Origin of the sequence: Pseudomonas sp. TH21 (assembly GCF_016651025.1) — a bacterium.
In the GTDB taxonomy this organism is placed as follows: domain Bacteria; phylum Pseudomonadota; class Gammaproteobacteria; order Pseudomonadales; family Pseudomonadaceae; genus Aquipseudomonas; species Aquipseudomonas aylmerensis.
Genome location: NZ_JAEKEQ010000001.1, coordinates 1072972 through 1097641 on the forward strand (window position 1 = coordinate 1072972; position 24670 = coordinate 1097641).

Genomic DNA, 24670 nt, shown 5'->3' on the forward strand with positions numbered 1-24670 from the left:
ATGTCGCTAAATTTCCCGCTGTTGCTGGTCATCGCCGTTGCCGTTTGCGGTCTCTTGGCGTTGCTCGATCTGGTGTTCTTCGCCCCGCGTCGGCGGGCGGCTATCGCGTCCTATCAGGGCAGCGTCAGCCAGCCCGATGGCGTGGTCATCGAGAAGCTGAACAAAGAGCCTTTGCTGGTTGAATACGGCAAGTCGTTCTTCCCGGTGTTGTTCATCGTGCTGGTGCTGCGTTCGTTCCTGGTGGAACCGTTTCAGATCCCTTCGGGGTCGATGAAACCCACCCTGGATGTCGGCGACTTCATCCTGGTGAACAAGTTTTCCTACGGGATCCGCCTGCCGGTGATCGACAAGAAGGTCATCGAGATCGGTGACCCGCAGCGCGGCGACGTGATGGTGTTCCGCTATCCGAGCGATCCGAACGTCAACTACATCAAGCGTGTAGTGGGCCTGCCGGGCGACGTGATTCGCTACACCAGCGACAAGCGCCTGCTCATCAACGGCGAATCGGTGGCCGAGAAGTTGATCGGTTCCGAACCGAACAGCCTGGGCAGCGCTGAGCTGTACGAAGAAAAACTCGGTGCGGTAGAGCACGAAATCCGCAAGGAAATGAGCCGCTACCGTGCCCAGCCTGATGGTGAGTGGAAAGTGCCGGCCGGGCACTATTTCATGATGGGCGACAACCGTGACAACTCCAATGACAGCCGCTACTGGGATGATCCCACCATTCCCAAGGACCTGCTGGGCATGGTTCCCGACCAGAATATCGTCGGCAAGGCCTTCGCGGTCTGGATGAGCTGGCCGGAACCCAAGCTCAGCCACCTGCCGAACTTCTCGCGGGTCGGGCTGATCAAGTAATACAGGCGGCGCTGTGAACACAGCGCCGAATGCTTTTCTGGGGTTGGGACAAATCGGTCCCGCCTCATGCAGCACCAATCAGGATTTGAATTTGAACACTGCGTCAATCGTCGATGGCCGCCGGTGCCACCAAACAGATATGGGTAAACCGTGAGCGTTTCTTTAAGTCGTCTCGAGCGTCAGCTCGGCTACACCTTCAAGGACCAGGAATTGATGGTCCTTGCCCTTACACACCGCAGCTTTGCCGGGCGTAATAACGAACGCCTGGAATTCCTCGGTGATGCCATCCTCAATTTCGTCGCCGGTGAAGCCCTGTTCGAGCGCTTCCCACAAGCCCGTGAAGGCCAGCTGTCGCGCCTGCGTGCGCGCCTGGTGAAGGGCGAGACCCTGGCGGTGCTGGCCCGTGGCTTCGGCCTGGGCGAGTACCTGCGCCTGGGGTCCGGCGAGTTGAAGAGTGGCGGTTTCCGGCGTGAATCGATCCTCGCCGATGCCCTCGAAGCGCTGATCGGCGCGATCTACCTCGATGCCGGCATGGAAGCGGCCAAGGAGCGCGTCACCGCGTGGCTGACCTCCGAGATCGAAAGCCTCACGCTCGTCGACACCAACAAAGATCCCAAGACCCGCCTGCAGGAATTCCTCCAGTCGCGCGGGTGCGAACTGCCACGCTACGAAGTGGTGGATATCCAGGGTGAACCGCATTGCCGCGTGTTCTTCGTGGAATGTGAAATCACCTTATTGAATGAAAAAAGCCGAGGTCAGGGTGTGAGCCGTCGTATTGCCGAACAGGTAGCGGCCGCTGCAGCACTGATTGCCCTGGGCGTGGAGAATGGCCATGACTGATTCAACCGCAACACGCTGTGGCTATGTTGCCATCGTCGGCCGCCCCAACGTGGGCAAGTCCACGCTGCTGAACCACATCCTCGGCCAGAAGCTCGCGATCACCTCGCGCAAGCCGCAGACCACCCGCCACAACATGCTGGGCATCAAGACCGAAGGCAACGTGCAAGCGGTCTACGTCGACACCCCGGGCATGCACAAAGGCGGCGAGAAAGCCCTCAACCGCTACATGAACAAGACCGCTTCGGCGGCGTTGAAAGACGTCGACGTGGTGATCTTCGTGGTCGACCGTACCAAGTGGACCGACGAAGACCAGATGGTCCTCGAGCGTGTGCAGTACGTCACCGGCCCGTTGATCGTCGCGCTGAACAAGACCGACCGCATCGAAGACAAAGCCGAGCTGATGCCGCACCTGAGCTGGCTGCAGGAACAACTGCCGAACGCGCAGATCATCCCGATCTCGGCCCAGCACGGGCACAACCTCGATGCCCTGGAACGTGTGATCGCCGAGCACCTGCCGGAGAACGAGCACTTCTTCCCGGAAGACCAGATCACCGACCGCAGCAGCCGTTTCCTCGCCGCCGAACTGGTGCGCGAGAAAATCATGCGCCAGATGGGCGCCGAGCTGCCGTACCAGATCACCGTCGAGATCGAAGAGTTCAAGCAGCAGGGCAAGACCCTGCACATCCATGCGCTGATCCTCGTCGAGCGTGACGGCCAGAAGAAAATCATCATTGGCGACAAGGGCGAGCGCATCAAGCGCATCGGCACTGAAGCGCGCAAGGACATGGAATTGCTGTTCGATTCCAAGATCATGCTCAACCTGTGGGTGAAGGTGAAGGGTGGCTGGTCCGATGACGAGCGCGCACTGCGTTCGCTGGGCTACGGCGACCTGTAAACGGCCTTCGGTAACGCCGCAAGTCAAAATGTGCGAGCGGGCTTGCTCGCGAATACGGTCTATCAGCGATGAATGTATCGACTGACACTCCGCCTTCGCGAGCAAGCCCGCTCCCACATTGGATAGTCGCAGTTTTCAAGACCGTGCTTGTCAGCGAGAACCCAATGTCCCAATCCCCACCTCCCAGCCAACTCGCCTACGTCCTGCACAGCCGCGCCTACCGCGAGACCAGTGCGCTGGTGGATTTCCTTACGCCCCAAGGTCGTCTGCGCGCAGTGTTGCGCAGCGCGCGGGGCAAGGCGGGTACATTGGCGCGGCCCTTCGTGGCGCTGGACGTGGAGTTTCGCGGCAAGGGCGAGCTGAAGAACGTCGGCCGCATGGAAAGCGTCGGCACCAGCGCCTGGCTCAATGGCGAGGCGCTGTTCAGCGGCCTCTACCTGAATGAACTGCTGATCCGCCTGCTGCCCGCTGAAGACCCGCACCCCGCGGTCTTCGATCACTACGCTGCCACCTTGCTGGCCCTCGCCGAAGGGCGCCCGCTGGAGCCGTTGTTGCGCGCCTTCGAGTGGCGCCTGCTGGATGACCTCGGCTACGGCTTCGAACTGGCCAACGACCTGCACGGCGAGCCCATCGCCGCCGACGGCATGTACCGCCTCCAGGTCGATGCTGGCCTGGAGCGCGTGTACCTGCTGCAGCCGGGGCTGTTCCAGGGCACAGAGCTGCTGGCCATGAGCGAAGCCGACTGGACCGCCCCCGGCGCCTTGTCCGCCGCCAAGCGCCTGATGCGCCAGGCACTGGCCGTGCACTTGGGCGGACGGCCGCTGGTCAGTCGCGAGTTGTTTCGAAAGCCCTGACATCCCCGTGTATGCTGTGCACCGATTCTTTCCCTTTTCAGGAGCGCTTCCGTGACCACCAGCAATCGCATTCTTCTTGGCGTCAACATCGACCACGTCGCCACCCTGCGCCAGGCCCGGGGCACCCGTTACCCTGACCCGGTCAAGGCCGCGCTGGACGCCGAAGAAGCGGGCGCCGACGGCATCACCGTGCACCTGCGCGAAGACCGCCGCCACATCCAGGAGCGCGACGTGCTGCTGCTCAAGGACGTGCTGCAAACCCGCATGAACTTCGAAATGGGCGTCACCGAAGAGATGATGGCGTTCGCCGAGCGCATCCGTCCGGCGCACATCTGCCTGGTGCCCGAAACCCGCCAGGAACTGACCACCGAAGGCGGCCTCGACGTCGCCGGCCAGGAAGCGCGGATCAAGGCCGCGGTGGAGCGCCTGTCGAAGATCGGCAGCGAAGTCTCGCTGTTCATCGACGCCGATGAGCGCCAGATCGAAGCGTCGCGCCGCGTTGGCGCGCCGGCCATCGAGCTGCACACCGGCCGTTATGCCGATGCCACCACGCCGACCGAAGTCGCCGACGAACTGCAACGCATCATCGATGGGGTCAATTGCGGGTTGAATGAAGGCCTGATCGTCAACGCCGGCCATGGCCTGCACTACCACAACGTCGAGGCCGTGGCTGCGATCAAAGGCATCAACGAGCTGAACATCGGCCATGCGCTGGTGGCGCATGCGCTGTTTGTCGGCTTCAAAGGTGCCGTGGCCGAGATGAAGGCGCTGATTCTGGCTGCTGCCAAGGCCTGATACCGCAGCCCAAGCTCAGCCGTGCTTCCTGTGGTGAGCGGGCTTGCCCGTTGGGCTGCGAAGCGGCCCTGAAACCTGCGATTCCGGTCTCCCTGACACTCGGCGGCGATTGAACTGGGGCTGCTGCGCAGCCCAACGCGGGGCAAGCCCGCTCGCCACACAAGGCGTGCTCGGCCCGACAGGCTCCTTGTTACAAAAGGCGTGCTCGGCCCGACAGGCTCCTTGTTACAAAAGGCGTGCTCGGCCCGACAGGCTCGTTGTTACAAAAGGCGTGCTCGGGACGACAGGCTCCTTGTTACAAAAAGCCTGCTCGGCATGACAAGCTCTTTGTTACACAGCGTACTCGCCACGCGACCCAATGAAATCAGCAACTGCGGCAATGCGAAGCCTTACTGTTTAGCCGATGCAGGTGTATCGTATCTGCCTTTTGCGGGCCTCTGGCCTGCGGCAGATTCGTGAGGTTGTTGTGTCCCGATCCTTTTCCCGTCGACAAATCCTGGGTGGTCTTGCAGGCCTGGCCGTTGTGGGCGTCGGTGCCGGTGGCGCCTATCGCTACTGGCTGGGGAAAGTCGCCGAGGCCGAAGCGGGGCACGATTACGAACTGATCGCCGCGCCGCTCGACGTGGAGTTGGTGCCAGGACACAAGACCGAAGCCTGGGCGTTCGGCCCGTCGGCGCCGGGCACCGAGTTGCGCGTGCGCCAGGGTGAATGGCTGCGGGTGCGCTTTATCAACCACCTGCCGGTCGCCACCACCATTCATTGGCATGGTATCCGCCTGCCGCTGGAAATGGACGGCGTGCCCTACGTCTCGCAACTGCCGGTACTGCCCGGTGAATACTTCGACTACAAATTCCGCGTACCCGACGCCGGCAGCTACTGGTATCACCCCCACGTCAACAGCAGCGAAGAACTCGGCCGTGGCCTGGTCGGTCCGCTGATCATCGAAGAGCGCGAGCCCACCGGTTTCAAACACGAACGCACCCTCAGCCTGAAAAGCTGGCACGTGGACGAAGAGGGCGCCTTTGTTGCCTTCAGCATCCCGCGTGAAGCGGCGCGTGGCGGGACCGCCGGGCGCCTATCGACGATCAATGGCGTGTCCCAGGCGGTGATCGATTTGCCGGCCGGGCAGATCACCCGCGTGCGCCTGCTCAACCTCGACAACACCCTGACGTATCGCCTCAATATTCCCGAGGTTGAAGCGCAGATCTACGCGTTAGACGGCAACCCGGTCGAACCGCGGCCGTTGGGCAAGGAATACTGGCTGGGCCCGGGCATGCGCATCTGCCTGGCGATCAAGGCGCCAGCGGCGGGTGAAGAGCTGTCGATCCGCAACGGCCCGGTGCGCCTCGGCACGTTCCGTTCGGTCGCCAACAACGACGCTCCCACCGAGTGGCCGCCCGCTTTGCCAGCCAACCCGATTGCCGAGCCGGACCTGGCCAACGCCGAGAAACTCAACTTCAATTTCGAATGGGTCGGCTCGGTTTCCGTCGACGTCGACAACGGTAAGCCGCCGAGCCTGTGGCAGATCAACGGCAAGGCCTGGGACATCACCGACAAGACCTGTGCCGACCGCCCGATTGCCAAGCTGGAAAAGGGCAAGAGCTACATTTTCGAATTGAAGAACATGACCCAGTACCAGCACCCGATCCACCTGCATGGCATGAGCTTCAAGGTGATCGCCTCGAACCGCCATAAGGTGATCCCGTACTTCACCGACACTTACCTGTTGGGCAAGAACGAGCGCGCGCGCGTGGCGTTGGTGGCGGATAACCCGGGGGTGTGGATGTTCCACTGCCACGTGATCGACCACATGGAAACCGGCCTGATGGCCGCCATCGAGGTGGCGTGATGCGCCAGTTTCGTCCAACGGCGATCATCGACCGCAGCCGTGACCAGGACTTCATGCGCGAGGCCCTGGCCCTGGCCGCCCAAGGCGCTGCGCTGGGCGAGGTGCCGGTGGGCGCAGTGCTGGTGCAGGACGGCGAAATCATCGGTCGCGGCTTCAACTGCCCGATCAGTGGCAACGACCCCAGTGCCCATGCCGAAATGGTCGCGATCCGCGCCGCCGCGCAAGCGATCAGCAACTATCGCCTGGTCGGCAGCACGCTGTATGTGACCCTCGAACCGTGCAGCATGTGCGCCGGCCTGATCGTGCATTCGCGGGTGGCGCGGGTGGTGTATGGCGCGCTGGAACCCAAGGCCGGGATCGTGCAAAGCCAGGGGCAGTTCTTTACCCAGGGTTTTCTCAATCACCGCGTGCTGTTTGAAGGCGGGGTGCTGGCTGAGGAGTGTGGGACTGTCTTGAGCGAATTCTTCAAGGCGCGCCGTGCAAAACCATCGGTTTAAACAACACTGAAAACCAATGTGGGAGCGGGCTTGCTCGCGAAAGCGGTGGTTCAGCCACCCTCTGCGTAGCTGAACCAGTGCTTTCGCGAGCAAGCCCGCTCCCACCTTTTGATCTGCATTTATCCAGGGCGATGGGGTTTATTTCTTGGCGATAATGACGGCGCGCATCGGCGCCGGCAGCCCTTCGATCGTCTTGCTGTGATCCTGCGGATCAAGGAAGTCGCTCAGCGACTGATACTTCATCCACTCCGTCCCGCGTTGTTCCGCGACCGTCGTCACGCTCACGTCCACGCAACGCACCTCACTGAAGCCGGCGCGGCGCAGCCACAACATCAGCGCCGGCACCGACGGCAGGAACCATACGTTGCGCATCTGCGCGTAGCGGTCCTCCGGCACCAGCACTTGCTGCTGGTCGCCTTCGACCACCAAGGTTTCCAGCACCAGTTCGCCGCCCTTGACCAGAGTGTCCTTCAGCGCCAGCAAATGCTCGATCGGCGAGCGACGGTGGTAGAACACACCCATGGAAAACACGGTGTCGAAGCCTTCCAGATTGGGCGGCAGGTCTTCGAACGGGAATGGCAGGTGCCAGGCATTCGGCGCGGACAAATAGCGCTGCACGGCCTGGAACTGACAGAAGAACAGCCAGTTGGGGTCCACGCCAATCACGCTGTCGGCGCCGGCGCCGAGCATGCGCCACATGTAGTAGCCGTTGCCGCAGCCGACGTCGAGGATGCGCTTGCCCTTGAGGTCCAGGTGCGGCGCCACGCGCGACCATTTCCAGTCCGAACGCCACTCGGTGTCCACATGCACACCGAACAGGTGGAACGGCCCCTTGCGCCACGGGCTCAGGCCCATCAGCGCGGTGTGCATTTGCGCGCGAGTGGCGTCGTCGCAGTCGGTGTCCAGGGTCAGGCCGTTGAGCAAATCCACTTCGCTGGGCTGGATGGCAGGCAACGCATCCAACGCACTCTGCCAGCGCTCGAGGTCGCCATGACCTTTTTCCATCTTGCTATCGAGTTGCGCTTGCAGGCCCTGGGCCCACACGGCCAGGGGAGTGCCGACCAGATGGCGGGCGAGGGGAGACAGATCAATCATGGCAAGGCAATCAACGAGGCAAAGTTAAGACACTGGAACCACGGCACGACTTTCGAGAACCCGGCCGCCAGCAGGCGTTCGCGGTGTTCTTCGAGGCTGTCGGGCTTCATGACGTTTTCGATGGCGCTGCGCTTCTGGGCGATTTCCAGTTCGCTGTAGCCATTGGCGCGTTTGAACGCGATGTGCAGGTCGGTGAGCAGCGCGTGTTCTTCAAGGTCATTGAAGCGCAGCTTTTCCGACAGGATCAATGCACCGCCCGGCAACAGCGACTGGCGGATGCGGCCGAGCAGCGCCAGGCGCTCCTCGGGGGCGATAAATTGCAGGGTGAAGTTCAGCGCCACCACCGAGGCCGGTGCAAATTGCAGCGCGAGGATATCGCCCTCCACCACCTCGACCGGCAACAGCTCCTGGAACATCGAGTCCTGGCCATTCAGGTATTCGCGGCAGCGCTCGACCATGGCCGCCGAGTTATCCACAGCGATCACCCGGCAACCGTCGGTGCGCACATGGCGGCGCAACGCTTGGGTGACCGCGCCAAGGGATGACCCCAGGTCATACAGCACACTGTTGGGCTGGGCGAACTGCGCCGCGAGCACGCCGAGGTTCTCGACGATGGTCGGGTAACCCGGCACCGAGCGCTTGATCATGTCCGGGAACACCCGCACCACGTCCTCGTTAAAGGCGAAGTCCGGCACCTGGGGCAGGGGCTGGGCGAATAGGCGATCGGGTTCTTTGCTCACGGCTGTTCCGGCGACGATGGGGGAAAGGCCGGCATTTTAGCCAACTTGGCCCTCGGATGCGCGGGTTGTCTGATGGAAAGCCGAGGCCGTGATACCCCACTGGCCAAGCCAGTAAGTGACGATCAACAGATACGGTGCCGCCTCGAACGACAGCACAAACCGATTGATGCCGATCAGCGTGTCGGAAAACACAAACGACACCGCACCGGCCGCCGCCAGCAGCGCCGAGCGTTTCGGCACGTCACTGCCCAGCCGTGCCAACGCACGCCAGAGCATGGCGCTGATCACCGTCGCGTACACCACCACCGGAATCAGCAGGTCGCCCAGGCCGTGGGAAATCAGGATGCTCAGCAGGATCGCGCCCACGCCCAGCGCCAATACCAATGGCAGCAGCGCCAAGCGGCGGCAATCGCTGAAGTAGGCTTTCAGATACGCCAAGTGCGCGAACAGGAACGCGCCGAGGCCGAAGATGAACAAGTCGCCCGGCCACGCCAGCAGCACATCGCCGACCAGCGAGAAAATCAGCCCCAGGCTGATCCAGCGTCGATAGTCGGTGGGCGGCGCGTCATGCAGCCAGCCCAGCAGCGCGAGTACCGGCAGCGGCTTGACCAACAGGCACAACAAGGTGGCGTGGGTGGTCAGGCCGTAGATAAAGGTGCTGGCGCCCATCAACGCAAGAATCAGCCATGGCATATCAGTTCACCGTAATGGCGCAGTCGAAGGTTTCGGCGGGTTCGGCTTCCGGCTCCCAGGGTTGCTGGGAGGTCAGGCGCAAACGTCCCTGGCCGGCCGCAAAGGCCTGGAAGCGCCAGGTGGACTGGCCGCCGCCACCAATCACGCCGGATTCCGAGCTGCTGTAGACCTCGGGGCTCAGCGCGCGCAATACGCCGCCGGCCGAATCCTGGATGGCCCAGCGGTAACCGGTGGTGGGGTTGCTGGGCAGGGTCAGGATCAGATTCTGCCCGGACTTGAGCTGGAGCGGGCAGGCGCCCTGATCTTCCACGGTGACGTTTTGCTTGGGGGCACTGGCGCAGGCGGCCAGCAGGGCAAGGCTCAGGGGAAGCAGCAGGCGGGCAGCGGTCATGGAGGCTCCGTTGATTAGCGACGAAGGGCGAGCATAACCGAAGATGAGACAAGGTGTGACAAGAGGACCGCAGAGTGCGCTTGGTGGTGAGCAGGCTTGCCCTGCGTTGGGCTGTGGAGCAGCCCCAGAACTGACGACCCCATTCTTTTGGAAAGAATGGGGTCTATTCAAGAGGGGCTGCTACGCAGCCCAACGCAGGGCAAGCCTGCTCACCACAGGGGGGGCACTCGGGCCACTCGGGGCACTCGGGCTAGTGAGCGATCAGAAGAGCACCTTCGCCACGTCGGCAAAGCGCTTGGCAAAGTGCACGGTCATGCCTTCCTTCAGGTAGTCCGGCAACTCCTCGAAGCTGCCACGGTTTGGCTCCGGCAGGATCAGCTCGTGAATCTTCTGGCGTCGCGCCGCAATCACCTTCTCGCGCACCCCGCCAATCGGCAGGACATGCCCGGTCAGCGTCAATTCACCGGTCATGGCCACGCCTTTTTTCGGCGGCTGGTTGCGCGCCAGCGACAGCAGCGCGCTGGCCATGGTCACCCCGGCGCTCGGACCGTCTTTGGGCGTGGCGCCTTCCGGCACGTGCAGGTGCACGAAGGCCTCGTCGAAGAACTTCGGATCACCGCCAAACGACTTCAGGTTGGAGCTGATGTAGCTGTAGGCGATTTCGGCAGACTCCTTCATCACCTCACCCAACTGCCCGGTGAGCTTGAAACCACGGTTGAGCGTGTGGATGCGCGTCGCCTCGATCGGTAGCGTGGCGCCGCCCATGCTGGTCCAGGCCAGGCCGGTGATTACTCCGGTGCCGGACAGCACTTGCTCGTTGCGGAACACGGGAATGCCCAGGGAGCTTTCCAGGTCCTTGTTGCCGATCTTGATCACCGAGTCGGGCTCATCCAGCAGCTTGACCACGGCTTTGCGCACCAGTTTGCCCAGCTGTTTCTCCAGCTGACGCACACCGGCTTCCCGCGCGTAGCCGTCGATCAACGCGCGCAGGGCGCCGTCGCTGATGCTCAGGCTGTTTTTCGACACGCCGGCTTTTTCCAGCTGTTTGGGCCACAGGTGACGCTTGGCGATGGCGACTTTTTCTTCAGTGATATAGCCGGACAGGCGAATCACTTCCATCCGGTCCAGCAGCGGGCCGGGGATGGAATCCAGGGTGTTGGCGGTGCACACGAACAGCACCTTGGACAGGTCCAGGCGCAGGTCCAGGTAGTGGTCGAGGAATTCGACGTTCTGCTCAGGGTCGAGGGTCTCCAGCAATGCCGACGCCGGGTCGCCCTGGAAGCTCTGGCCCATCTTGTCGATCTCGTCGAGCATGATCACCGGGTTCATCACTTCCACATCTTTGAGCGCCTGCACCAGCTTGCCCGGCAGGGCGCCGATGTAGGTGCGGCGGTGGCCCTTGATCTCGGCCTCGTCGCGCATGCCGCCGACGCTGAAACGGTAGAACGGCCGGCCGAGTGACTCGGCGATGGATTTGCCGACGCTGGTCTTGCCCACGCCCGGCGGGCCCACCAGAAGCACGATGGAACCGGCGACTTCGCCTTTATAAGCGCCCACCGCGAGGAACTCGAGGATGCGGCTCTTGATGTCGTCCAGCCCCGCATGGTGTTTATCCAGCACCTTGCGCGCGTGCTTGAGGTCGAGCTTGTCCTCGCCATACACCCCCCACGGCACCGAGGTGGCCCAGTCAAGGTAGTTGCGGGTGACCGCGTACTCCGGCGAGCCGGTTTCCAGGATCGACAGTTTGTTGAGTTCTTCATCAATGCGTTTTTTCGCCTGGGCCGGCAATACTTTGCCCTCCAGGCGTTGCTCGAACTGCTCGACATCCGCGCTGCGGTCGTCCTTGGTCAGGCCCAGCTCCTGCTGGATGACCTTGAGCTGTTCCTTGAGGAAGAACTCGCGCTGATGCTCGCCGATCTTGCGGTTCACTTCGGCGGAGAGTTCTTTTTGCAGGCGTGCGACTTCGACTTCCTTGCGCAGCATCGGCAGGACTTTTTCCATGCGCTTGAGCATGGGTACGCAGTCCAGCACTTCCTGCAGCTCGTTGCCGGTGGCCGAGGTGAGCGCGGCAGCGAAGTCGGTCAGCGGCGACGGGTCGTTGGGGCTGAAGCGGTTGAGGTAGTTCTTCAACTCTTCGCTGTACAGCGGGTTGAGCGGCAGCAGTTCCTTGATCGCATTGATCAGCGCCATGCCGTAGGCCTTGACCTCGTCGGTCGGCTCGCTGGGCTGGTGCGGGTATTCGACTTCCACCAGGTACGGTGGGCGGTGGTGCTTGAGCCAGGTGCGAATCCGCACGCGGGTCAGGCCCTGGGCGACGAATTGCAGTTTGCCGTTCTCGCGGCTGGCGTGGTGCACCTTCACCAGGGTGCCGTACAGCGGCAGGCTGGAGGTGTCGAAATGCCGGGGATCTTCGGGCGGCGTGTCCATGAAAAACAGGGCAAGCGAGTGGTGATCGGATTTGCTCACCAGCTCCAGGGTTTCCGCCCACGGTTCTTCATTGACGATCACCGGCAGCACTTGCGCCGGGAAGAACGGCCGATTGTGGATCGGAATGATGTAGACCTTGTCCGGCAGGTTTTGCCCAGGCAGGGCAAGGCCGGTGTTGGATGAAGCTGCGTGTTCAGCGTTTTCGGGATCGGCGTAATCGTTGAGGTCGATGTCCGGGAATTCTTGCTGGTCGCTCATGGGGCACCTGCATAAGGAAGTATGCAGGTTAGATGGGGCAGGGCAGTGGTGGTTTCAATGGCGGGCGTGAGATAGCAACATATTGCATGATATTTTCGAAACCCGTAGGCGCCAGCAAGCCGGCTCCTGCGGGGCTCAGCTGATTTTGTGGAGATAGGCGGGCAGTGGCTGTTCCGGCAGCACCGACAGCACTTTCAACCGCTGCAACATGCGCTGCCGGGCCCGTTGCAGGTGCTCGCGCAGATTCAGCGCGGCCGCATCGACGGCGCCGTGCAGCAACAACTCCAGAATCAGGCGATGTTCGGCAAGCATGGCAGGATCGGCGCCGATCCCCAGCAAACGGTAGAAAATCCGGCTGATGATCATCGGACTCTGGCCCTGGCGAATCAACGCGGCGATCTTGCGATTCTGCAGGCCGGCCAGGCAGCGCTGGTGCAAATCCTCTTCGATCTGTTCGATGGCTTCCAGGCTGCAATGGGGGCTGTCCTGGGCGTCCAGCACGCGTTGCAGCATGGCTTCGAGCAGTTCGCGGTCCAGGTTCGGTGCGCTCTGGCGCAGGGCTTCGGGCTCCAGGCAGGCACGCAGTTCGTAGTCTTCGGTGACTTCCCGCGCGGTCAGCGGCCCCGCCAGCCACTGCGAGTACGGCTCTTTTTCGACCAGGCCCCGGTCGCGCAGGCGCATCAGCGCTTCGCGCACCACCGCGCGGCTGACGCCGTAGTGGTCGGCGGCGGCCTGCTCGTCCAGGCGGTAGTGGCCGAAGGCGATGCAGGTGGACAGCGCCGCGCCGATTTCCTCGACGATCCGCTCGCCCAGCGGTCGGGTATCCACCAGCTCATCTTCGCCATTCAAGCCCAGGTGCGCATGGCTCAGCGGCAAGCGCAGCGGCTCCATGGCCAGGCCTTCGGGATTGATCAGGTAGCCGCGGCCGTTGAAGCGGCAAATCAGCCCTTCGGCGTGCAGCAGGTCCAGGGCCTTGCGCACCGGCACGCGGCTGGTGCCGAACAGCTCGGCCAGCGGTGCCTCCAGCAGGACCAGCCCGTGGCGCGCGGTGCCGTTGACGATCGCATCACGCAACAGCTGATGAATCATCGCGTAACGGGAGGCCGAGGCGGACACTGCTTTCATTGCTTTCTCAAGAGGATGTAGGACGGTGGCCGGGGATTCTCTCATAGATGCGCCTGTCACTCTGCGCCACATCGGTGGCACTTTTTTGGGGCCTGGACAGCGGGAATGTTACTTTTCTGCACCAAAATGTACTTATTCATAAAAGATACATTATTTCTTTTAAACACTGCGCTGGATGTCTTGCACGCTTTTTTTTTCAGACCCAGGAGCATCTATCCCGTGGATCCTGACGCGAACATCTGATCTGCGGGTTGCGCGCGTTCACAGACTGGCACGAAACCTGCCTTTGTAAAATGTACATTTTATTAATATGTACGTTTTGTGAGGGTCATCTTGATGTCAGACGCCACTTCGATGGCCGAGGATTTCGCCAGCGGTCGCAACGACCCGGTGCAAGCCCTCGAGCAGGCACTCGACAAAGCCAGCCAGGTCCCGGCGGTATTTATCAGCCTGACCACCGAGCGCGCCCGCCGTGAAGCCGAAGCTGCCGCCGCGCGTTGGCGGGCCGGCCAGCCATTGAGTGGGTTGGATGGCGTGCCCGTGGCCTGGAAGGACCTCTATGACGTGGCCGGCAGCGTCACCACTGCCGGTGCCGCCTACCGACGCAACGCGCCTGCCGCCTTGCTCGATGCGCCCAGCGTAGGGCTGCTGTGCCGCGCGGGGATGGTCAGCGTCGGCAAGACCAACCTCAGCGAGCTGGCCTATTCCGGGCTCGGCCTCAATCCGCACTTCGGCACCCCGCACAACCCGCACGGCACTGACCAGCCACGTATCCCGGGTGGCTCATCGTCCGGCTCGGCAGTGGCCGTCGCCGCCGACATCGTGCCCATTGCGATGGGCACCGACACCGCCGGTTCGATCCGCATCCCCTCGGCATTCAATGGCCTGGTGGGCTACCGCAGCAGCAGCCGACGCTACAGCCGCGACGGCGTGTTCCCCCTGGCTCACACCCTCGACAGCCTTGGCCCGCTGACCCGCAGCGTGCGCGATGCGCTGGCCATCGACGACCTGCTCCACGGCCGCCGGCAAACCCATGTCGCGCGATGCCTCAAGGGCCAGCACTTTGTGCTGGAGCAAGGCGCCCTGGAAGGCATTGAACCCGCCGTGCACAACAACCTGCTGCGCGCGGTGGACCAACTCAAGGCCGCCGGTGCGCGGGTCGAGTTGCGCCCCTCGCCCACGTTCCAGGCCACGCTGGAGCTGATCAAGCACCAAGGCTGGCTCGGCGCCTTCGAAGCCTTCGCCCTGCACCAGGCGTTGCTCGACAGCGCCGATGCCGAGCAACTCGACCCCCGCGTACGCCGCCGCCTCGAAGCCGCGCGCGCGTTGCCGGCCAGCCAACTGATCGCCCTCACCGATGCCCGCCGCCGCCTGCAACAGCAACTGATCGACGACCTCGACGGCGCCGTGCTGATCACCCCCACCGTTGCGCATGTCGCCCCGGCCCTGGCAACGCTGGAAGCCGACGACGCGCTGTTTGTCAGCACCAACCTCGCCACCCTGCGCCTGACCATGCCCGGCAGTTTGCTCGACATGCCCGGCGTGAGCCTGCCCAGCGGCCGCGACGCCCTGGGATTACCCACCGGCCTGCTGCTCAGCGCCCCCAGCGGCGAAGACGCACGCCTGCTGCGGGCCGCTTTGTCGGTCGAAACCGCCCTGACTTTTTAAGGAGACACACCATGGCTAAAGACATCCTCTGTGCATTTGGCATCGACGTCGACGCCGTCGCCGGCTGGCTCGGTTCCTACGGCGGCGAAGACTCGCCCGATGACATCTCCCGCGGCCTGTTCGCCGGGGAAGTCGGCGCGCCGCGCCTGCTCAAACTGTTCGAACGCTACGGCCTGCGCACCACCTGGTTTATCCCCGGCCACTCGATGGAAACCTTCCCCGAGCAGATGAAGGCCGTGGCCGACGCCGGCCACGAAATCGGCGTGCACGGCTACAGCCACGAAAATCCGATCGCGATGACCGCCGAGCAGGAAGAAATCGTCCTCGACAAGTCCATCGAGCTGATCACCCAGGTCACCGGCAAGCGCCCCACCGGCTATGTCGCGCCGTGGTGGGAATTCAGCAAGGTGACCAACGAGCTGCTGTTGAAAAAAGGCATCAAGTACGACCACAGCCTGATGCACAACGACTTCCATCCCTACTACGTGCGCAAGGGCGACACCTGGACCAAGATCGACTACAGCCAGCACCCCGATACCTGGATGAAACCCCTGGTGCGCGGCGAAGAAACCGACCTGGTGGAGATCCCGGCCAACTGGTACCTCGATGACCTGCCGCCGATGATGTTCATCAAGAAAGCCCCGAACAGCCACGGCTTCGTCAACCCGCGTCACCTCGAGGAAATGTGGCGCGACCAGTTCGACTGGGTCTACCGCGAGCACGAACACGCGGTGTTCACCATGACCATCCACCCCGACGTGTCCGGCCGCCCGCAAGTGCTGTTGATGCTGGAGCGCCTGATCGAGCACATCCAGAGCCATGCCGGCGTGCGCTTCGTCACCTTCGACGAAATCGCCGACGACTTCATTCGCCGCCAACCCCGTACCTGAACCCACCCTGCAGGTGCCGGCTTGCCGGCGCCTGCCGGTCAAATCCTTGAGGCGCGCCCCATGTCCATCTACAACAAGCTTGACCTGACTGGCTGGAAACCCCGGCAACTGACGTCCCAGGAAGTGCGCTTCGCCACCTGGATCGCGTTTTTCGCCTGGGTGTTTGCGGTGTATGACTTCATCCTGTTCGGCACGTTGCTGCCGGAGATCGGCCGGCACTTTGGCTGGGGTGAAGTGGAGCAAGCTGAAATCGCGACCTGGGTGGCGGTGGGCACGGCGGTGGTCGCGTTTGCCATTGGCCCGGTCGTGGATAAGTTGGGTCGGCGCAAAGGCATCATCTTCACCGTGGCCGGTTCGGCGCTCTGCTCGGCACTCACCGCGATTGGCGGGGCGTGGGGCAAGTCGCCGCTGATTCTGATCCGGTCGCTGGGCGGCCTGGGCTATGCCGAGGAAACCGTCAACGCGACCTACTTGAGCGAGCTGTATGGCGCTTCCGAAGACCCGCGCCTGACCAAGCGCCGCGGCTTCATCTACAGCCTGGTGCAGGGCGGCTGGCCGGTCGGTGCGTTGATCGCCGCCGGGTTGACCGCGCTGTTGCTGCCGGTCATTGGCTGGCAGGGCTGCTTCATCTTCGCCGCGATCCCGGCGATCGTGATCGCGATCATGGCGCGCAAGCTCAAGGAGAGCCCGCAGTTCCAGATCCACCAGCGCATCAGCGAGCTGCGTAAAAGCGGCGCGGTGAAGGACGCGCAGAACGTCGCCGCGACCTACGGCGTGGACTACGACGAACACAGCAAGGCCGGCCTCAAGGCGGCCTTCCGTGGCCCGGCGCGCCGCGCCACGCTGGTGATCGGCGCCGCGCTGCTGCTCAACTGGGCGGCGATCCAGGTGTTCAGCGTGCTGGGGACTTCGGTGATCGTCAGCGTGCACCACATCTCGTTCGAGAACTCGCTGATCATCCTCGTACTGTCGAACCTGGTGGGTTACTGCGGCTACCTCAGCCACGGTTGGATGGGCGACAAGATCGGCCGCCGCAACGTGATCGGCCTGGGCTGGATGCTCGGCGGGCTGTCGTTCGCCGGCATGCTGTTTGGCCCGAGCAACATGGCGATGGTCGTCGGGCTGTACAGCCTGGGCCTGTTCTTCCTGATCGGGCCGTACTCGGCAGCGCTGTTCTTCATCAGCGAAAGTTTCCCCACCAGCATCCGCGCCACCGGTGGCGCGATCATCCATGCCATGGGCCCGATCGGCGCGGTGGTCGCAGGTTTTGGCGCGACCCAGGTGTTGTCCGCCGGCAGCGACTGGCAGACCGCCGCGCTGTGGTTCGGTGCACTGCCGTGCTTTTTGTCCGGCGCCCTGATGTTTGCCGCACGCCACGTGCGTCCGGAAACCGTTCAGTAAGGAGTGTTTGATGAGCCGTAAAGTTGCCTTGATTACCGGTGCCGCCAGCGGCATCGGCCAAGCCCTCGCCGTGGCCTATGCGCGCAACGGCGTGGCGGTGGTCGGCGGGTATTACCCCGCCGATCCCCATGACCCGCACACCACTGTGGCCCTGGTGGAAGCGGCCGGCGGCGAGTGCCTGATGCTGCCACTGGACGTGGGCGACAGCGCCTCGGTGGACGCCCTGGCCGAGCAGGCCGTGCAACATTTTGGCCGCCTCGATTACGCAGTGGCCAACGCGGGTCTGCTGCGCCGCGCGCCGTTGCTGGAGATGACCGATACGCTGTGGGACGAGATGCTCAATGTCGACCTGACGGGGGTGATGCGCACCTTCCGCGCGGCGACCCGGCATATGCACGAGGGCGGCGCGCTGGTGGCGATTTCGTCGATTGCCGGCGGCGTGTATGGCTGGCAGGAGCACAGTCACTACGCGGCAGCCAAGGCCGGTGTGCCGGGGCTGTGCCGGTCGCTGGCGGTGGAGTTGGCGCCCAAGGGCATTCGCTGCAACGCGGTGATTCCCGGGTTGATCGAGACGCCGCAGTCGCTGGATGCGAAAAATTCGCTGGGGCCGGAAGGCTTGGCGAAAGCGGCGCGCGCAATTCCGCTGGGCCGGGTAGGGCGGGCGGATGAAGTGGCGTCGCTGGTGCAGTTCCTGACCAGTGAGGCATCGAGTTATTTGACCGGGCAGAGCATCGTCATCGACGGTGGCCTGACCGTGCGCTGGCCGGACTGATGCGGATTCAAGCCTGATGCACATCAAGTGCGGGAGCGGGCTTGCTCAAGAATGCGGCGCAACAGTTCTGCATGCATCGACTGACACACCGCTTTCGCGAGCAAGCCGCTGCCATATTTAACGGCGTTCGCAACTCGATTATTCAAGGAGTTCACCATGCCTCAACTCACTCATCGCCGCGCCGTCATCACCGGCGCCGGCAGCGGTATCGGGGCCGCCATTGCGCGCGCCTATGCCGTCGAAGGCGCACGCCTGCTGCTGTCCGACCGCAACGCTGCCAGCCTGGCTGAAACCGCGATCACCTGCCGCAACCTTGGCGCCGAAGTGGTCGAGTGCCTGGCCGATGTCGGCACGGTCGAAGGCGCCCAGGCCAGTGTCGACCGCTGCGTCGAGCATTTCGGCGGCATCGATATCCTGGTCAACAATGCCGGCATGCTCACCCAGGCGCGCTGCGTCGACCTCTCCCTCGAAATGTGGAATGACATGCTGCGTGTCGACCTCACCAGCGTGTTCATCGCCAGCCAGCGCGCCCTGCCGCACATGCTCGCGCAGCGCTGGGGGCGGATCATCAACGTCGCCTCGCAACTGGGTATCAAGGGCGGCGCGGAGCTGACCCACTACGCCGCCGCCAAGGCCGGGGTGATCGGCTTTACCAAGTCCCTCGCGCTGGAAGTGGCCAAGGACAATGTGCTGGTCAACGCCATCGCGCCGGGCCCTATCGAAACGCCGCTGGTGGGCGGCATCAGTGCCGACTGGAAACGCGCCAAGGCCGCCGAACTGCCCCTGGGCCGCTTCGGCCTGGCGGATGAAGTCGCGCCCACCGCCGTGCTGCTGGCCAGCGAGCCGGGTGGCAACCTGTTCGTCGGCCAGACCCTGGGCCCCAATTCCGGCGATGTCATGCCATGAGTGGGGTGTAGGCATGTGCGGACTCTGCGGACTGCTCGGCGAAGACCTGCACTGGAGCGACCCCCTGGGCGACGAACTGCCCAGGCGCCGCGAACGCCTGCGCCGTATCGCCGCCATCAATCAGGTGCTGGCGGTGTTCCGGCTCAAGGTCGAAGACTTCCAGGGCGCGTCCTACCTGCTGCTGGGCGCCACCGGCAAACAGGCGTTGGCGAGCGGCCTGGATCAACTCTGGCAGGCCGCTGAAACTATGCTCGGCCGCCCGCTGGACCCGCTCGATCCGCACTTGCTCGATCACCTGGACCTGCAGGCGTCATGAGGTAAGAAGAAAATGAGCATGGCTCTAAATGTGATCACCGGCTTCCTCGGCAGTGGCAAGACCACCTTGCTCAAGCGCCTGCTGCAGCACGAAAGCCTCGGCGATACCGCGTTGCTGATCAACGAATTCGGCGACGTCGGCATCGACCATCTGCTGGTGGAAGAAGTGGCGCCCAATACCGTGTTGCTGCCCAGCGGCTGTATTTGCTGCTCGATCCGCGGCGAACTTAAAGATGCGCTGCTTGGCCTGTTGCAACGCCGCGAGCGCGGTGAGATTCCTGCGTTCAAGCGGGTGATCCTGGAAACCACCGGCCTGGCCGATCCGGCGCCGATCCTCGCGACCTTGAACAACGACGTGCAATTGCGCGGGCGTTTTCATATCGGCCTGGTGATCACCCTGGTCGACGCCAGTCATGCCGCGCTGCAGGAACGCCTGCACCCGGAATGGCTGGCCCAGGTCGCGGCGGCGGATCGCCTGTTGTTGAGCAAGACCGACCTGGTGCCTGATTGCGCGGCGCTGCGTGCGCACCTGCAGGGGCTGAATGCCGGTACGCCGATCCTCGATACACAGGAGATTCTCAGCGGCGATCAACTGCTGCTCGGCGAAGGCCTGCGCAGCGCCGAGCCCGCCGTGGAAGTCAGCCGCTGGCAACTGCATCAAGCCACCACCGTCACCCACGGCGCCGCGCAGGTGTGCAGCCTGACCTTCGACCAGCCGCTGGACTGGGTGGGTTTCGGGGTGTGGTTGTCGATGCTGTTAAGATGCCACGGCGAACGAATCCTTCGCGTCAAAGGGCTGCTCAACGTGAACGCCAGTAACGCCCCCATCGTCATTCATGGCGTGCAGCATTGCCTGCACGCCCCGGTGCACTTGCCCGCGTGGCCGGGCAGCGACCGCCAGTCGCGCCTGGTGTTTATCCTGCGCGGGCTCGACCCCGCGCTGCTGCGGCGCTCCTTCGACGTGTTCTCGCGACGGTTCGCCGCATGATCACATTGCGCGTTCTCGGCACCTCGGTGACCCTGCTCGAATGCCTGCGCGTGCGCGCCGAACAGGAGCTGGGCATTCGCCTGGTGTACCAGGTGCACGACGTCGAACAGGCCCAGCGCATCGCGGTGATGCAGCCCGACAGCTACGACCTCTACGACCAGTGGTTTCACAACGTCGACTTCGTGTGGCCGGCCCGCGCGATCCAGCCCATCGACACGCGACGCCTGGCGCTGTGGCACGAGATCAACGACTTGCCCAAGCGCGGGCGCCTGTCGCCGAACGACCGCCTGGGCAGCGGCAGCGTGCCCAGCGAGCGCCTGTTCGTGCAGCACGATGGCAGCCTCGGCAGTACCGTCACCGAGCGCATCAGCATGTTGCCGCTGACCCACAACGCCGACAGTTTTGCCTACCGCCCCGAACGCTTGCCCGAGGGTTTTTGCCACGGCAATGAAAGCTGGGGCTGGTTGCTCGATCCGGCATGGCGCGCACGCACGGCGCTGCAGAGTGACGCCGCCATCGGCGCGCTGGACGCCGCGCTGGCGGTGCAGGGCGCGGGGCTGGCCAGCTTCAAGGACATCGGCAACATGAGCATCGAAGAGATCGATGTGCTGGCCGACATTCTGGTGCGCAAACAGAAGGAAGGGCACTTTGCGGCGTTCTGGTCCGATGACGAGGAGGCGGCGCAATTGATGCTCAGCCCGAGCATCGATATCCAGAGCCTGTGGTCGCCGACCTTGATGCGCCTGCACCGCGCCGGGGTGAAATACCGCCTGGCGGTGCCGCGCGAAGGTTATCGCGCCTGGTTCGGCGGCTTGTCGTTGTCGCGCCATGCCCAGGGGCCGGTGCTGGATGCGGCGTATGCCTATCTCAATTGGTGGCTGTCCGGCTGGCCCGGGGCGGTGATGGCGCGCCAGGGTTACTACATCGGCAACCCGGCGCGCACGCGTGATCACCTGAGCAGCGCCGAATGGGATTACTGGTATGCCGGCAAGCCTGCGCGGGAGGAGTTGCTGGGCAGCGACGGCTTGCCGCTGATTGATATCGGCGAGGTGCGCGATGGCGGCTCCTACGAGCAACGCATGGGGCATATCGCGGTGTGGAACTCGGTCATGGATGAGCACAACTACCTGGTGCGGCGTTGGGGGGACTTTATGCGGGCGCGCGGCTGAGCGCCGGTCAAGCGCGTGTCGCCAATAAAATGACTGTGAAATCCCCGTATTTATTGAGTGCGCTTATGCTTTTCCCCAGCTAATCTGCTCAAACCAAATATTCATGCAAAATGGATATTTTTTTGACGCCAGTCAGCAGTTGCCAGGAAAGCATATGACAAAGGGACCGAGTGGCAGAGAGCGGCGAAGGCAGCCAGCGGGCACTGCAATGAGCTGGCGCCACACCTTTCAAACCCGCATTGCGGGGGTGTTGGCGCTCTTGCTGCTGGTGGTCGTCGCAGCCACTTATTTCGCGGTCAAGACCGCCACGTCCCGCGCCGTGGAAAACCAGGCGCAAGTCCAACTCAAGACCGGCAGCCAGGTGTTCGAACGCCTGCTGGACCTGCGCGGCCGTCGCCTGCAATACGGCCTTGACTGGCTGACCGTCGACGGCCCGTTCAAACAAGCCGTGGCCGAGGGCCAGACCGTGCCGATCCTCGCCGCCCTGCGGCGTCATGGCACCGGTATTCGTTCCAGCGAAGTGTTTGTGCTGGGCCTGGATGGCAAGGTCATGGTCAGCACCTTGCCCGTCCTGTCGCGCGGCCAGGTGTTCCCCTATAACAACGCCCTGCGCCTCGCGCGGCGCAGCGGCCTGCAGATGTTGATCGTGGCCATGGACGGCCGGCCGTACCTGCTGGTGCAGGAGGAAGTACTCGACCCGTTGCCCATCGCACGGGTGGTGATGGGTTTTCCCATGGACAAGCTGTTCGCCAATGAGCTGCGTTCCATGAGCAACCTGGAGGTGTCGTTCCTCAGTGTGCAGGAGGGCAAGCCGGGTCCGCTCTTCAGCACCCAGCCCGATGCGTATCAGGCCTCTACTTTCAGCTTGCTGCGCGAAGCGCCTATCGACCCCGAGCCGCAAATCCACCTGTTCTACGGCCAGCGCGTGCTCAGCCAGGTACTGCCGCTGGCCAATACCGGTGACGGCAATGAAGTGCGGGTCCTGCTGCAAAGCCCGCTGGACCATGCGCTGGAATCCTTCGCGCCGCTGGACCGGCAGTTCCTCGGGATTGCCCTGGCGGTGCTGCTGGTGTCGTTGGCCGGCGCGCTGTTCCTCGCGCGTCGCGTGTCGCGCCCGTTGAATGCGTTGGTCGAGGCGGCGGGGCGGATCGGTGCCGGCGATTACCGCACGCCGGTGCGGGTGCGCGGCCATGACGAGTTCGGCCTGCTGGCGCGCGCCTTCAACGCCATGCAAAGCGGGATCGCCGTGCGCGAACGGCAACTGGCGCATAACGCCCTGCATGATCCGCTCACCGGCCTGCCCAATCGGGCCTTGGCCATGGAGCGCCTGGGCAGCGCGATCAGCGCGCGGCGGCCGGTGGTGTTGTTGTACCTGGGCATCGAGAACTACCGGGTGATCAACGAAGGCTTCGGTCCCGAGGGCGTCGAGGAGATGCTCCGCGAAGCCAGCCGCTGCCTGTCCATGAGCCTGTTGGCCAGCGACACGGCAGCACGCATCACCGGCAGCGAGTTCCTGCTGTTGCTGGAGAATACCGAGATCGACCGCGCCGTGGCCCGCGCCGACCGCCTCTACGCGTTGCTCACCGAACCCCAGCGCATCGGCAATGACGAACTGCGCCACGAAGTCAGCATCGGTATCGCTGCCTACCCTGCCGACGGCCAGCAGGTCGAAGAGCTGATCAGCCGCGCCGCCATCGCTCGCCATGATGCGGCGGCGCTGCCGGGCTACCTGCAGATCTATCAGCAGGACCGCGATCTCGCCCACCAGCGCCAGATCACCTTGATCCGCGACCTGCGCCGGGCCGCCGTCGAAGGCGAGTTGTACCTGTGCTACCAGCCCAAACTCGACCTCAAGCACGGCTATGTGCGCCAGGCCGAAGCCCTGCTGCGCTGGCAGCATCCGAGCCTGGGGCTGGTCTCGCCCGCCGAATTCATCCCCCTGGCCGAGCGCACCGGCAGCATGGGCGGCCTCACGCAATGGGTGATCGAAGAAGCCATCCGCCAGATCGGCGAGTGGGCGCAGCGTGGGCTGCATATTCAATTGTCGGTGAATATCTCGGTGGATGATCTGGCCGATGATGACTTGGCGATCCGCGTCACCACCTTGCTGATGCACTACGGCGTGTCGGCCCAGCAGCTGCTTTTCGAGATCACCGAAAGCGCGATCATGCACAACCCGCAGCAGGCTCTGAGCGTGCTGGAGCAATTGCGTGGTTGCGGTATCAGCCTCTCGGTGGATGACTTCGGCACCGGCTATTCCTCGCTGGCCCAGCTGCAACGGCTACCGGTGCAGGAGTTGAAGATCGACCAGTCCTTCGTGCGCAACCTCGACAGCACCAGCGGCGACGGCGTGATCGTCCGTTCCACCATCGAGATGAGCCACAACCTGGGGCTCAAGGTGGTGGCCGAAGGGGTCGAGTTCGAGCCCAGTCTCAAGCTGCTCAAACTGTGGAATTGCGACACGGCCCAGGGCTACCTGATCAGCCGTCCCCTCAACGCCATGGCCTTCGAGATGTGGATGCGCCGCGAGCGCACTCCGGTTGGAGGCTAGATCAACTCAGCCCGCCTCAGTTCTCGGACATTCATGCGCCTGAGGGGGTTATGGTTGCCTTGCAACTTGGCCATGTCCGTAATCGCACTGCGATAGTCAGCTTTCAGTCCTTCTGGAATGGTCTTGAAACCACCTTTGGCGTAATCGTGAACGATGTCACTCATCACCCTGGGGTCAATGTCGCTGATACGGTCTGGCTTGAACACTTGCCCGAAGTCCACCGGCACGACTTCCTCGTCGTGTGTTTTCTTGAAGTTCTGCGCCTTGGGGTCACCGATCATGAAGCCCAGTTTGAACAAGTTATCGACGGCATCTTTAACCTCCTGGTCCGTGGGTAGTCCGCCCTCTATGTACGGCATATTCAGGTGGCCTCTCTCCATGTAGGCCTCGCCTGGCTTACCGGTTGCGTGGAGATAGGCATTCCACATGTTCATCTCGTGCTTGAGGGCTGTCGGGTCGGGTTTGAATAACGACTTGATTGCCCGATCCTGATGCTTTTCCACCTGGCCCCTGGAGCCGGTGCCAATGACCGACGGGTGATTGGCGGGTTGCGTGGGGTGCGCACTGGGGCTCTGACTGTGCAGTTGGGCTGCGGCTTGCGCGGAGTGCGTGGGGCGATTGAATAGAGCGAAAAAAGGCATTGGGTGCTACTCACCGAATTGTGTTCAGACTGAGTGGAGAGGAGTGAACAAAATC

Annotated in this window: 23 protein-coding genes; 16 read left to right on the forward strand and 7 right to left on the reverse strand. The window is 63.3% G+C overall.

The genetic code is table 11. The features are described from left to right. The 7 genes from lepB (at nt 1) to tadA (ending at nt 6585) form a co-directional block, all read left to right on the forward strand. A complete protein-coding gene (gene lepB / locus JFU04_RS04725; protein ID WP_065906928.1) occupies nt 1-855 on the forward strand; it encodes a signal peptidase I in 855 nt (284 codons plus the stop codon). Nucleotides 856-1005: 150 nt separating this feature from the next. After that, nucleotides 1006-1695 (forward strand): ribonuclease III, encoded by a 690-nt coding sequence (gene rnc / locus JFU04_RS04730; RefSeq protein WP_016978270.1) that lies wholly within the window; start codon nt 1006-1008, stop codon nt 1693-1695. After that, nucleotides 1688-2590: a GTPase Era gene (gene era / locus JFU04_RS04735; RefSeq protein ID WP_016978271.1), complete on the forward strand. Its 903-nt coding sequence runs from the start codon at nt 1688-1690 to the stop codon at nt 2588-2590. Before rnc ends, era begins: the two co-directional genes overlap by 8 nt. A 164-nt stretch (nt 2591-2754) precedes the next feature. Next, nucleotides 2755-3444 (forward strand): DNA repair protein RecO, encoded by a 690-nt coding sequence (gene recO / locus JFU04_RS04740; protein WP_106805066.1) that lies wholly within the window; start codon nt 2755-2757, stop codon nt 3442-3444. 51 nt (nt 3445-3495) lie between these two features. Beyond that, on the forward strand, nt 3496-4239 hold the full coding sequence (gene pdxJ / locus JFU04_RS04745) for a pyridoxine 5'-phosphate synthase (protein ID WP_065906925.1): 744 nt from the start codon (nt 3496-3498) through the stop codon (nt 4237-4239). A 466-nt stretch (nt 4240-4705) separates the two neighbouring features. Next, the gene (locus JFU04_RS04750; RefSeq protein ID WP_106805718.1) at nt 4706-6088 is read left to right on the forward strand and encodes a multicopper oxidase family protein; all 1383 of its coding nucleotides are present in this window, start codon (nt 4706-4708) and stop codon (nt 6086-6088) included. After that, complete coding sequence (gene tadA / locus JFU04_RS04755; protein WP_065906923.1) at nt 6088-6585, forward strand: tRNA adenosine(34) deaminase TadA; 498 nt, start codon at nt 6088-6090, stop codon at nt 6583-6585. Before JFU04_RS04750 ends, tadA begins: the two co-directional genes overlap by 1 nt. A gap of 138 nt (nt 6586-6723) precedes the next feature. Here tadA and cmoB read toward each other — a convergent pair whose 3' ends face one another. The 6 genes from cmoB to JFU04_RS04785 form a co-directional block, all read right to left on the reverse strand. Further along, nucleotides 6724-7680: a tRNA 5-methoxyuridine(34)/uridine 5-oxyacetic acid(34) synthase CmoB gene (cmoB, locus tag JFU04_RS04760; protein ID WP_201143590.1), complete on the reverse strand. Its 957-nt coding sequence runs from the start codon at nt 7678-7680 to the stop codon at nt 6724-6726. After that, on the reverse strand, nt 7677-8420 hold the full coding sequence (gene cmoA / locus JFU04_RS04765) for a carboxy-S-adenosyl-L-methionine synthase CmoA (protein WP_065906921.1): 744 nt from the start codon (nt 8418-8420) through the stop codon (nt 7677-7679). The genes cmoB and cmoA overlap by 4 nt, the downstream gene beginning before the upstream one ends. A 36-nt stretch (nt 8421-8456) precedes the next feature. Then, the gene (locus JFU04_RS04770) at nt 8457-9113 is read right to left on the reverse strand and encodes a lysoplasmalogenase (protein ID WP_201143591.1); all 657 of its coding nucleotides are present in this window, start codon (nt 9111-9113) and stop codon (nt 8457-8459) included. Nucleotide 9114: 1 nt separating this feature from the next. After that, nucleotides 9115-9504, reverse strand: a complete 390-nt coding sequence (locus JFU04_RS04775; RefSeq protein WP_106805063.1) for a protease inhibitor I42 family protein — start codon at nt 9502-9504, stop codon at nt 9115-9117. A gap of 261 nt (nt 9505-9765) precedes the next feature. Then, nucleotides 9766-12189, reverse strand: coding sequence for an endopeptidase La (gene lon, locus JFU04_RS04780; protein ID WP_065906917.1), 2424 nt, complete (start codon nt 12187-12189; stop codon nt 9766-9768). A 135-nt stretch (nt 12190-12324) separates the two neighbouring features. Further along, entirely contained in the window at nt 12325-13314 is a 990-nt protein-coding gene (locus tag JFU04_RS04785) for a GntR family transcriptional regulator (RefSeq protein ID WP_065906913.1), read from the reverse strand. 336 nt (nt 13315-13650) lie between these two features. Between JFU04_RS04785 and JFU04_RS04790 the strand changes: the two genes are divergently transcribed. The 9 genes from JFU04_RS04790 (at nt 13651) to JFU04_RS04830 (ending at nt 23974) form a co-directional block, all read left to right on the forward strand. Further along, nucleotides 13651-14982 (forward strand): amidase, encoded by a 1332-nt coding sequence (locus JFU04_RS04790; RefSeq protein ID WP_201143592.1) that lies wholly within the window; start codon nt 13651-13653, stop codon nt 14980-14982. Nucleotides 14983-14993: 11 nt separating this feature from the next. Beyond that, nucleotides 14994-15872 (forward strand): polysaccharide deacetylase family protein, encoded by an 879-nt coding sequence (locus JFU04_RS04795; protein WP_201143593.1) that lies wholly within the window; start codon nt 14994-14996, stop codon nt 15870-15872. 60 nt (nt 15873-15932) lie between these two features. Further along, nucleotides 15933-17273: an MFS transporter gene (locus JFU04_RS04800; RefSeq protein ID WP_065906903.1), complete on the forward strand. Its 1341-nt coding sequence runs from the start codon at nt 15933-15935 to the stop codon at nt 17271-17273. Between the two features lie 10 nt (nt 17274-17283). Then, complete coding sequence (locus JFU04_RS04805; protein WP_201143594.1) at nt 17284-18045, forward strand: SDR family NAD(P)-dependent oxidoreductase; 762 nt, start codon at nt 17284-17286, stop codon at nt 18043-18045. 156 nt (nt 18046-18201) lie between these two features. Further along, nucleotides 18202-18951, forward strand: coding sequence for an SDR family NAD(P)-dependent oxidoreductase (locus JFU04_RS04810; RefSeq protein ID WP_106805060.1), 750 nt, complete (start codon nt 18202-18204; stop codon nt 18949-18951). Between the two features lie 13 nt (nt 18952-18964). Further along, the gene (locus tag JFU04_RS04815; RefSeq protein ID WP_106805059.1) at nt 18965-19267 is read left to right on the forward strand and encodes a hypothetical protein; all 303 of its coding nucleotides are present in this window, start codon (nt 18965-18967) and stop codon (nt 19265-19267) included. 12 nt (nt 19268-19279) lie between these two features. Continuing rightward, nucleotides 19280-20254, forward strand: a complete 975-nt coding sequence (locus JFU04_RS04820) for a CobW family GTP-binding protein (RefSeq protein WP_201143595.1) — start codon at nt 19280-19282, stop codon at nt 20252-20254. Then, nucleotides 20251-21423: an ABC transporter substrate-binding protein gene (locus JFU04_RS04825; RefSeq protein WP_065906896.1), complete on the forward strand. Its 1173-nt coding sequence runs from the start codon at nt 20251-20253 to the stop codon at nt 21421-21423. The genes JFU04_RS04820 and JFU04_RS04825 overlap by 4 nt, the downstream gene beginning before the upstream one ends. Before the next feature lie 208 nt (nt 21424-21631). Next, nucleotides 21632-23974, forward strand: coding sequence for a putative bifunctional diguanylate cyclase/phosphodiesterase (locus tag JFU04_RS04830; protein ID WP_201143596.1), 2343 nt, complete (start codon nt 21632-21634; stop codon nt 23972-23974). Here the strand turns inward: JFU04_RS04830 and JFU04_RS04835 are convergent. Then, nucleotides 23971-24615, reverse strand: coding sequence for a hypothetical protein (locus JFU04_RS04835; protein WP_201143597.1), 645 nt, complete (start codon nt 24613-24615; stop codon nt 23971-23973). The two genes, JFU04_RS04830 and JFU04_RS04835, sit on opposite strands and share 4 nt — an antisense overlap. Nucleotides 24616-24670: the final 55 nt, after the last annotated feature.

Bases quoted from the DNA above. Each gene is read 5' to 3' on its own strand.
- lepB (WP_065906928.1), top strand. From the start codon at position 1: ATGTCGCTAAATTTCCCGCTGTTGCTGGTCATCGCCGTTGCCGTTTGC.
- JFU04_RS04785 (WP_065906913.1), bottom strand. From the start codon at position 13,314: ATGAAAGCAGTGTCCGCCTCGGCCTCCCGTTACGCGATGATTCATCAG.
- JFU04_RS04815 (WP_106805059.1), top strand. From the start codon at position 18,965: ATGTGCGGACTCTGCGGACTGCTCGGCGAAGACCTGCACTGGAGCGAC.
- JFU04_RS04775 (WP_106805063.1), bottom strand. From the start codon at position 9,504: ATGACCGCTGCCCGCCTGCTGCTTCCCCTGAGCCTTGCCCTGCTGGCC.
- era (WP_016978271.1), top strand. From the start codon at position 1,688: ATGACTGATTCAACCGCAACACGCTGTGGCTATGTTGCCATCGTCGGC.
- JFU04_RS04800 (WP_065906903.1), top strand. From the start codon at position 15,933: ATGTCCATCTACAACAAGCTTGACCTGACTGGCTGGAAACCCCGGCAA.
- JFU04_RS04770 (WP_201143591.1), bottom strand. From the start codon at position 9,113: ATGCCATGGCTGATTCTTGCGTTGATGGGCGCCAGCACCTTTATCTAC.
- JFU04_RS04810 (WP_106805060.1), top strand. From the start codon at position 18,202: ATGCCTCAACTCACTCATCGCCGCGCCGTCATCACCGGCGCCGGCAGC.
- JFU04_RS04820 (WP_201143595.1), top strand. From the start codon at position 19,280: ATGAGCATGGCTCTAAATGTGATCACCGGCTTCCTCGGCAGTGGCAAG.
- JFU04_RS04835 (WP_201143597.1), bottom strand. From the start codon at position 24,615: ATGCCTTTTTTCGCTCTATTCAATCGCCCCACGCACTCCGCGCAAGCC.
- JFU04_RS04790 (WP_201143592.1), top strand. From the start codon at position 13,651: ATGTCAGACGCCACTTCGATGGCCGAGGATTTCGCCAGCGGTCGCAAC.
- JFU04_RS04795 (WP_201143593.1), top strand. From the start codon at position 14,994: ATGGCTAAAGACATCCTCTGTGCATTTGGCATCGACGTCGACGCCGTC.
- tadA (WP_065906923.1), top strand. From the start codon at position 6,088: ATGCGCCAGTTTCGTCCAACGGCGATCATCGACCGCAGCCGTGACCAG.
- recO (WP_106805066.1), top strand. From the start codon at position 2,755: ATGTCCCAATCCCCACCTCCCAGCCAACTCGCCTACGTCCTGCACAGC.
- JFU04_RS04805 (WP_201143594.1), top strand. From the start codon at position 17,284: ATGAGCCGTAAAGTTGCCTTGATTACCGGTGCCGCCAGCGGCATCGGC.
- JFU04_RS04830 (WP_201143596.1), top strand. From the start codon at position 21,632: ATGAGCTGGCGCCACACCTTTCAAACCCGCATTGCGGGGGTGTTGGCG.
- lon (WP_065906917.1), bottom strand. From the start codon at position 12,189: ATGAGCGACCAGCAAGAATTCCCGGACATCGACCTCAACGATTACGCC.
- cmoB (WP_201143590.1), bottom strand. From the start codon at position 7,680: ATGATTGATCTGTCTCCCCTCGCCCGCCATCTGGTCGGCACTCCCCTG.
- JFU04_RS04825 (WP_065906896.1), top strand. From the start codon at position 20,251: ATGATCACATTGCGCGTTCTCGGCACCTCGGTGACCCTGCTCGAATGC.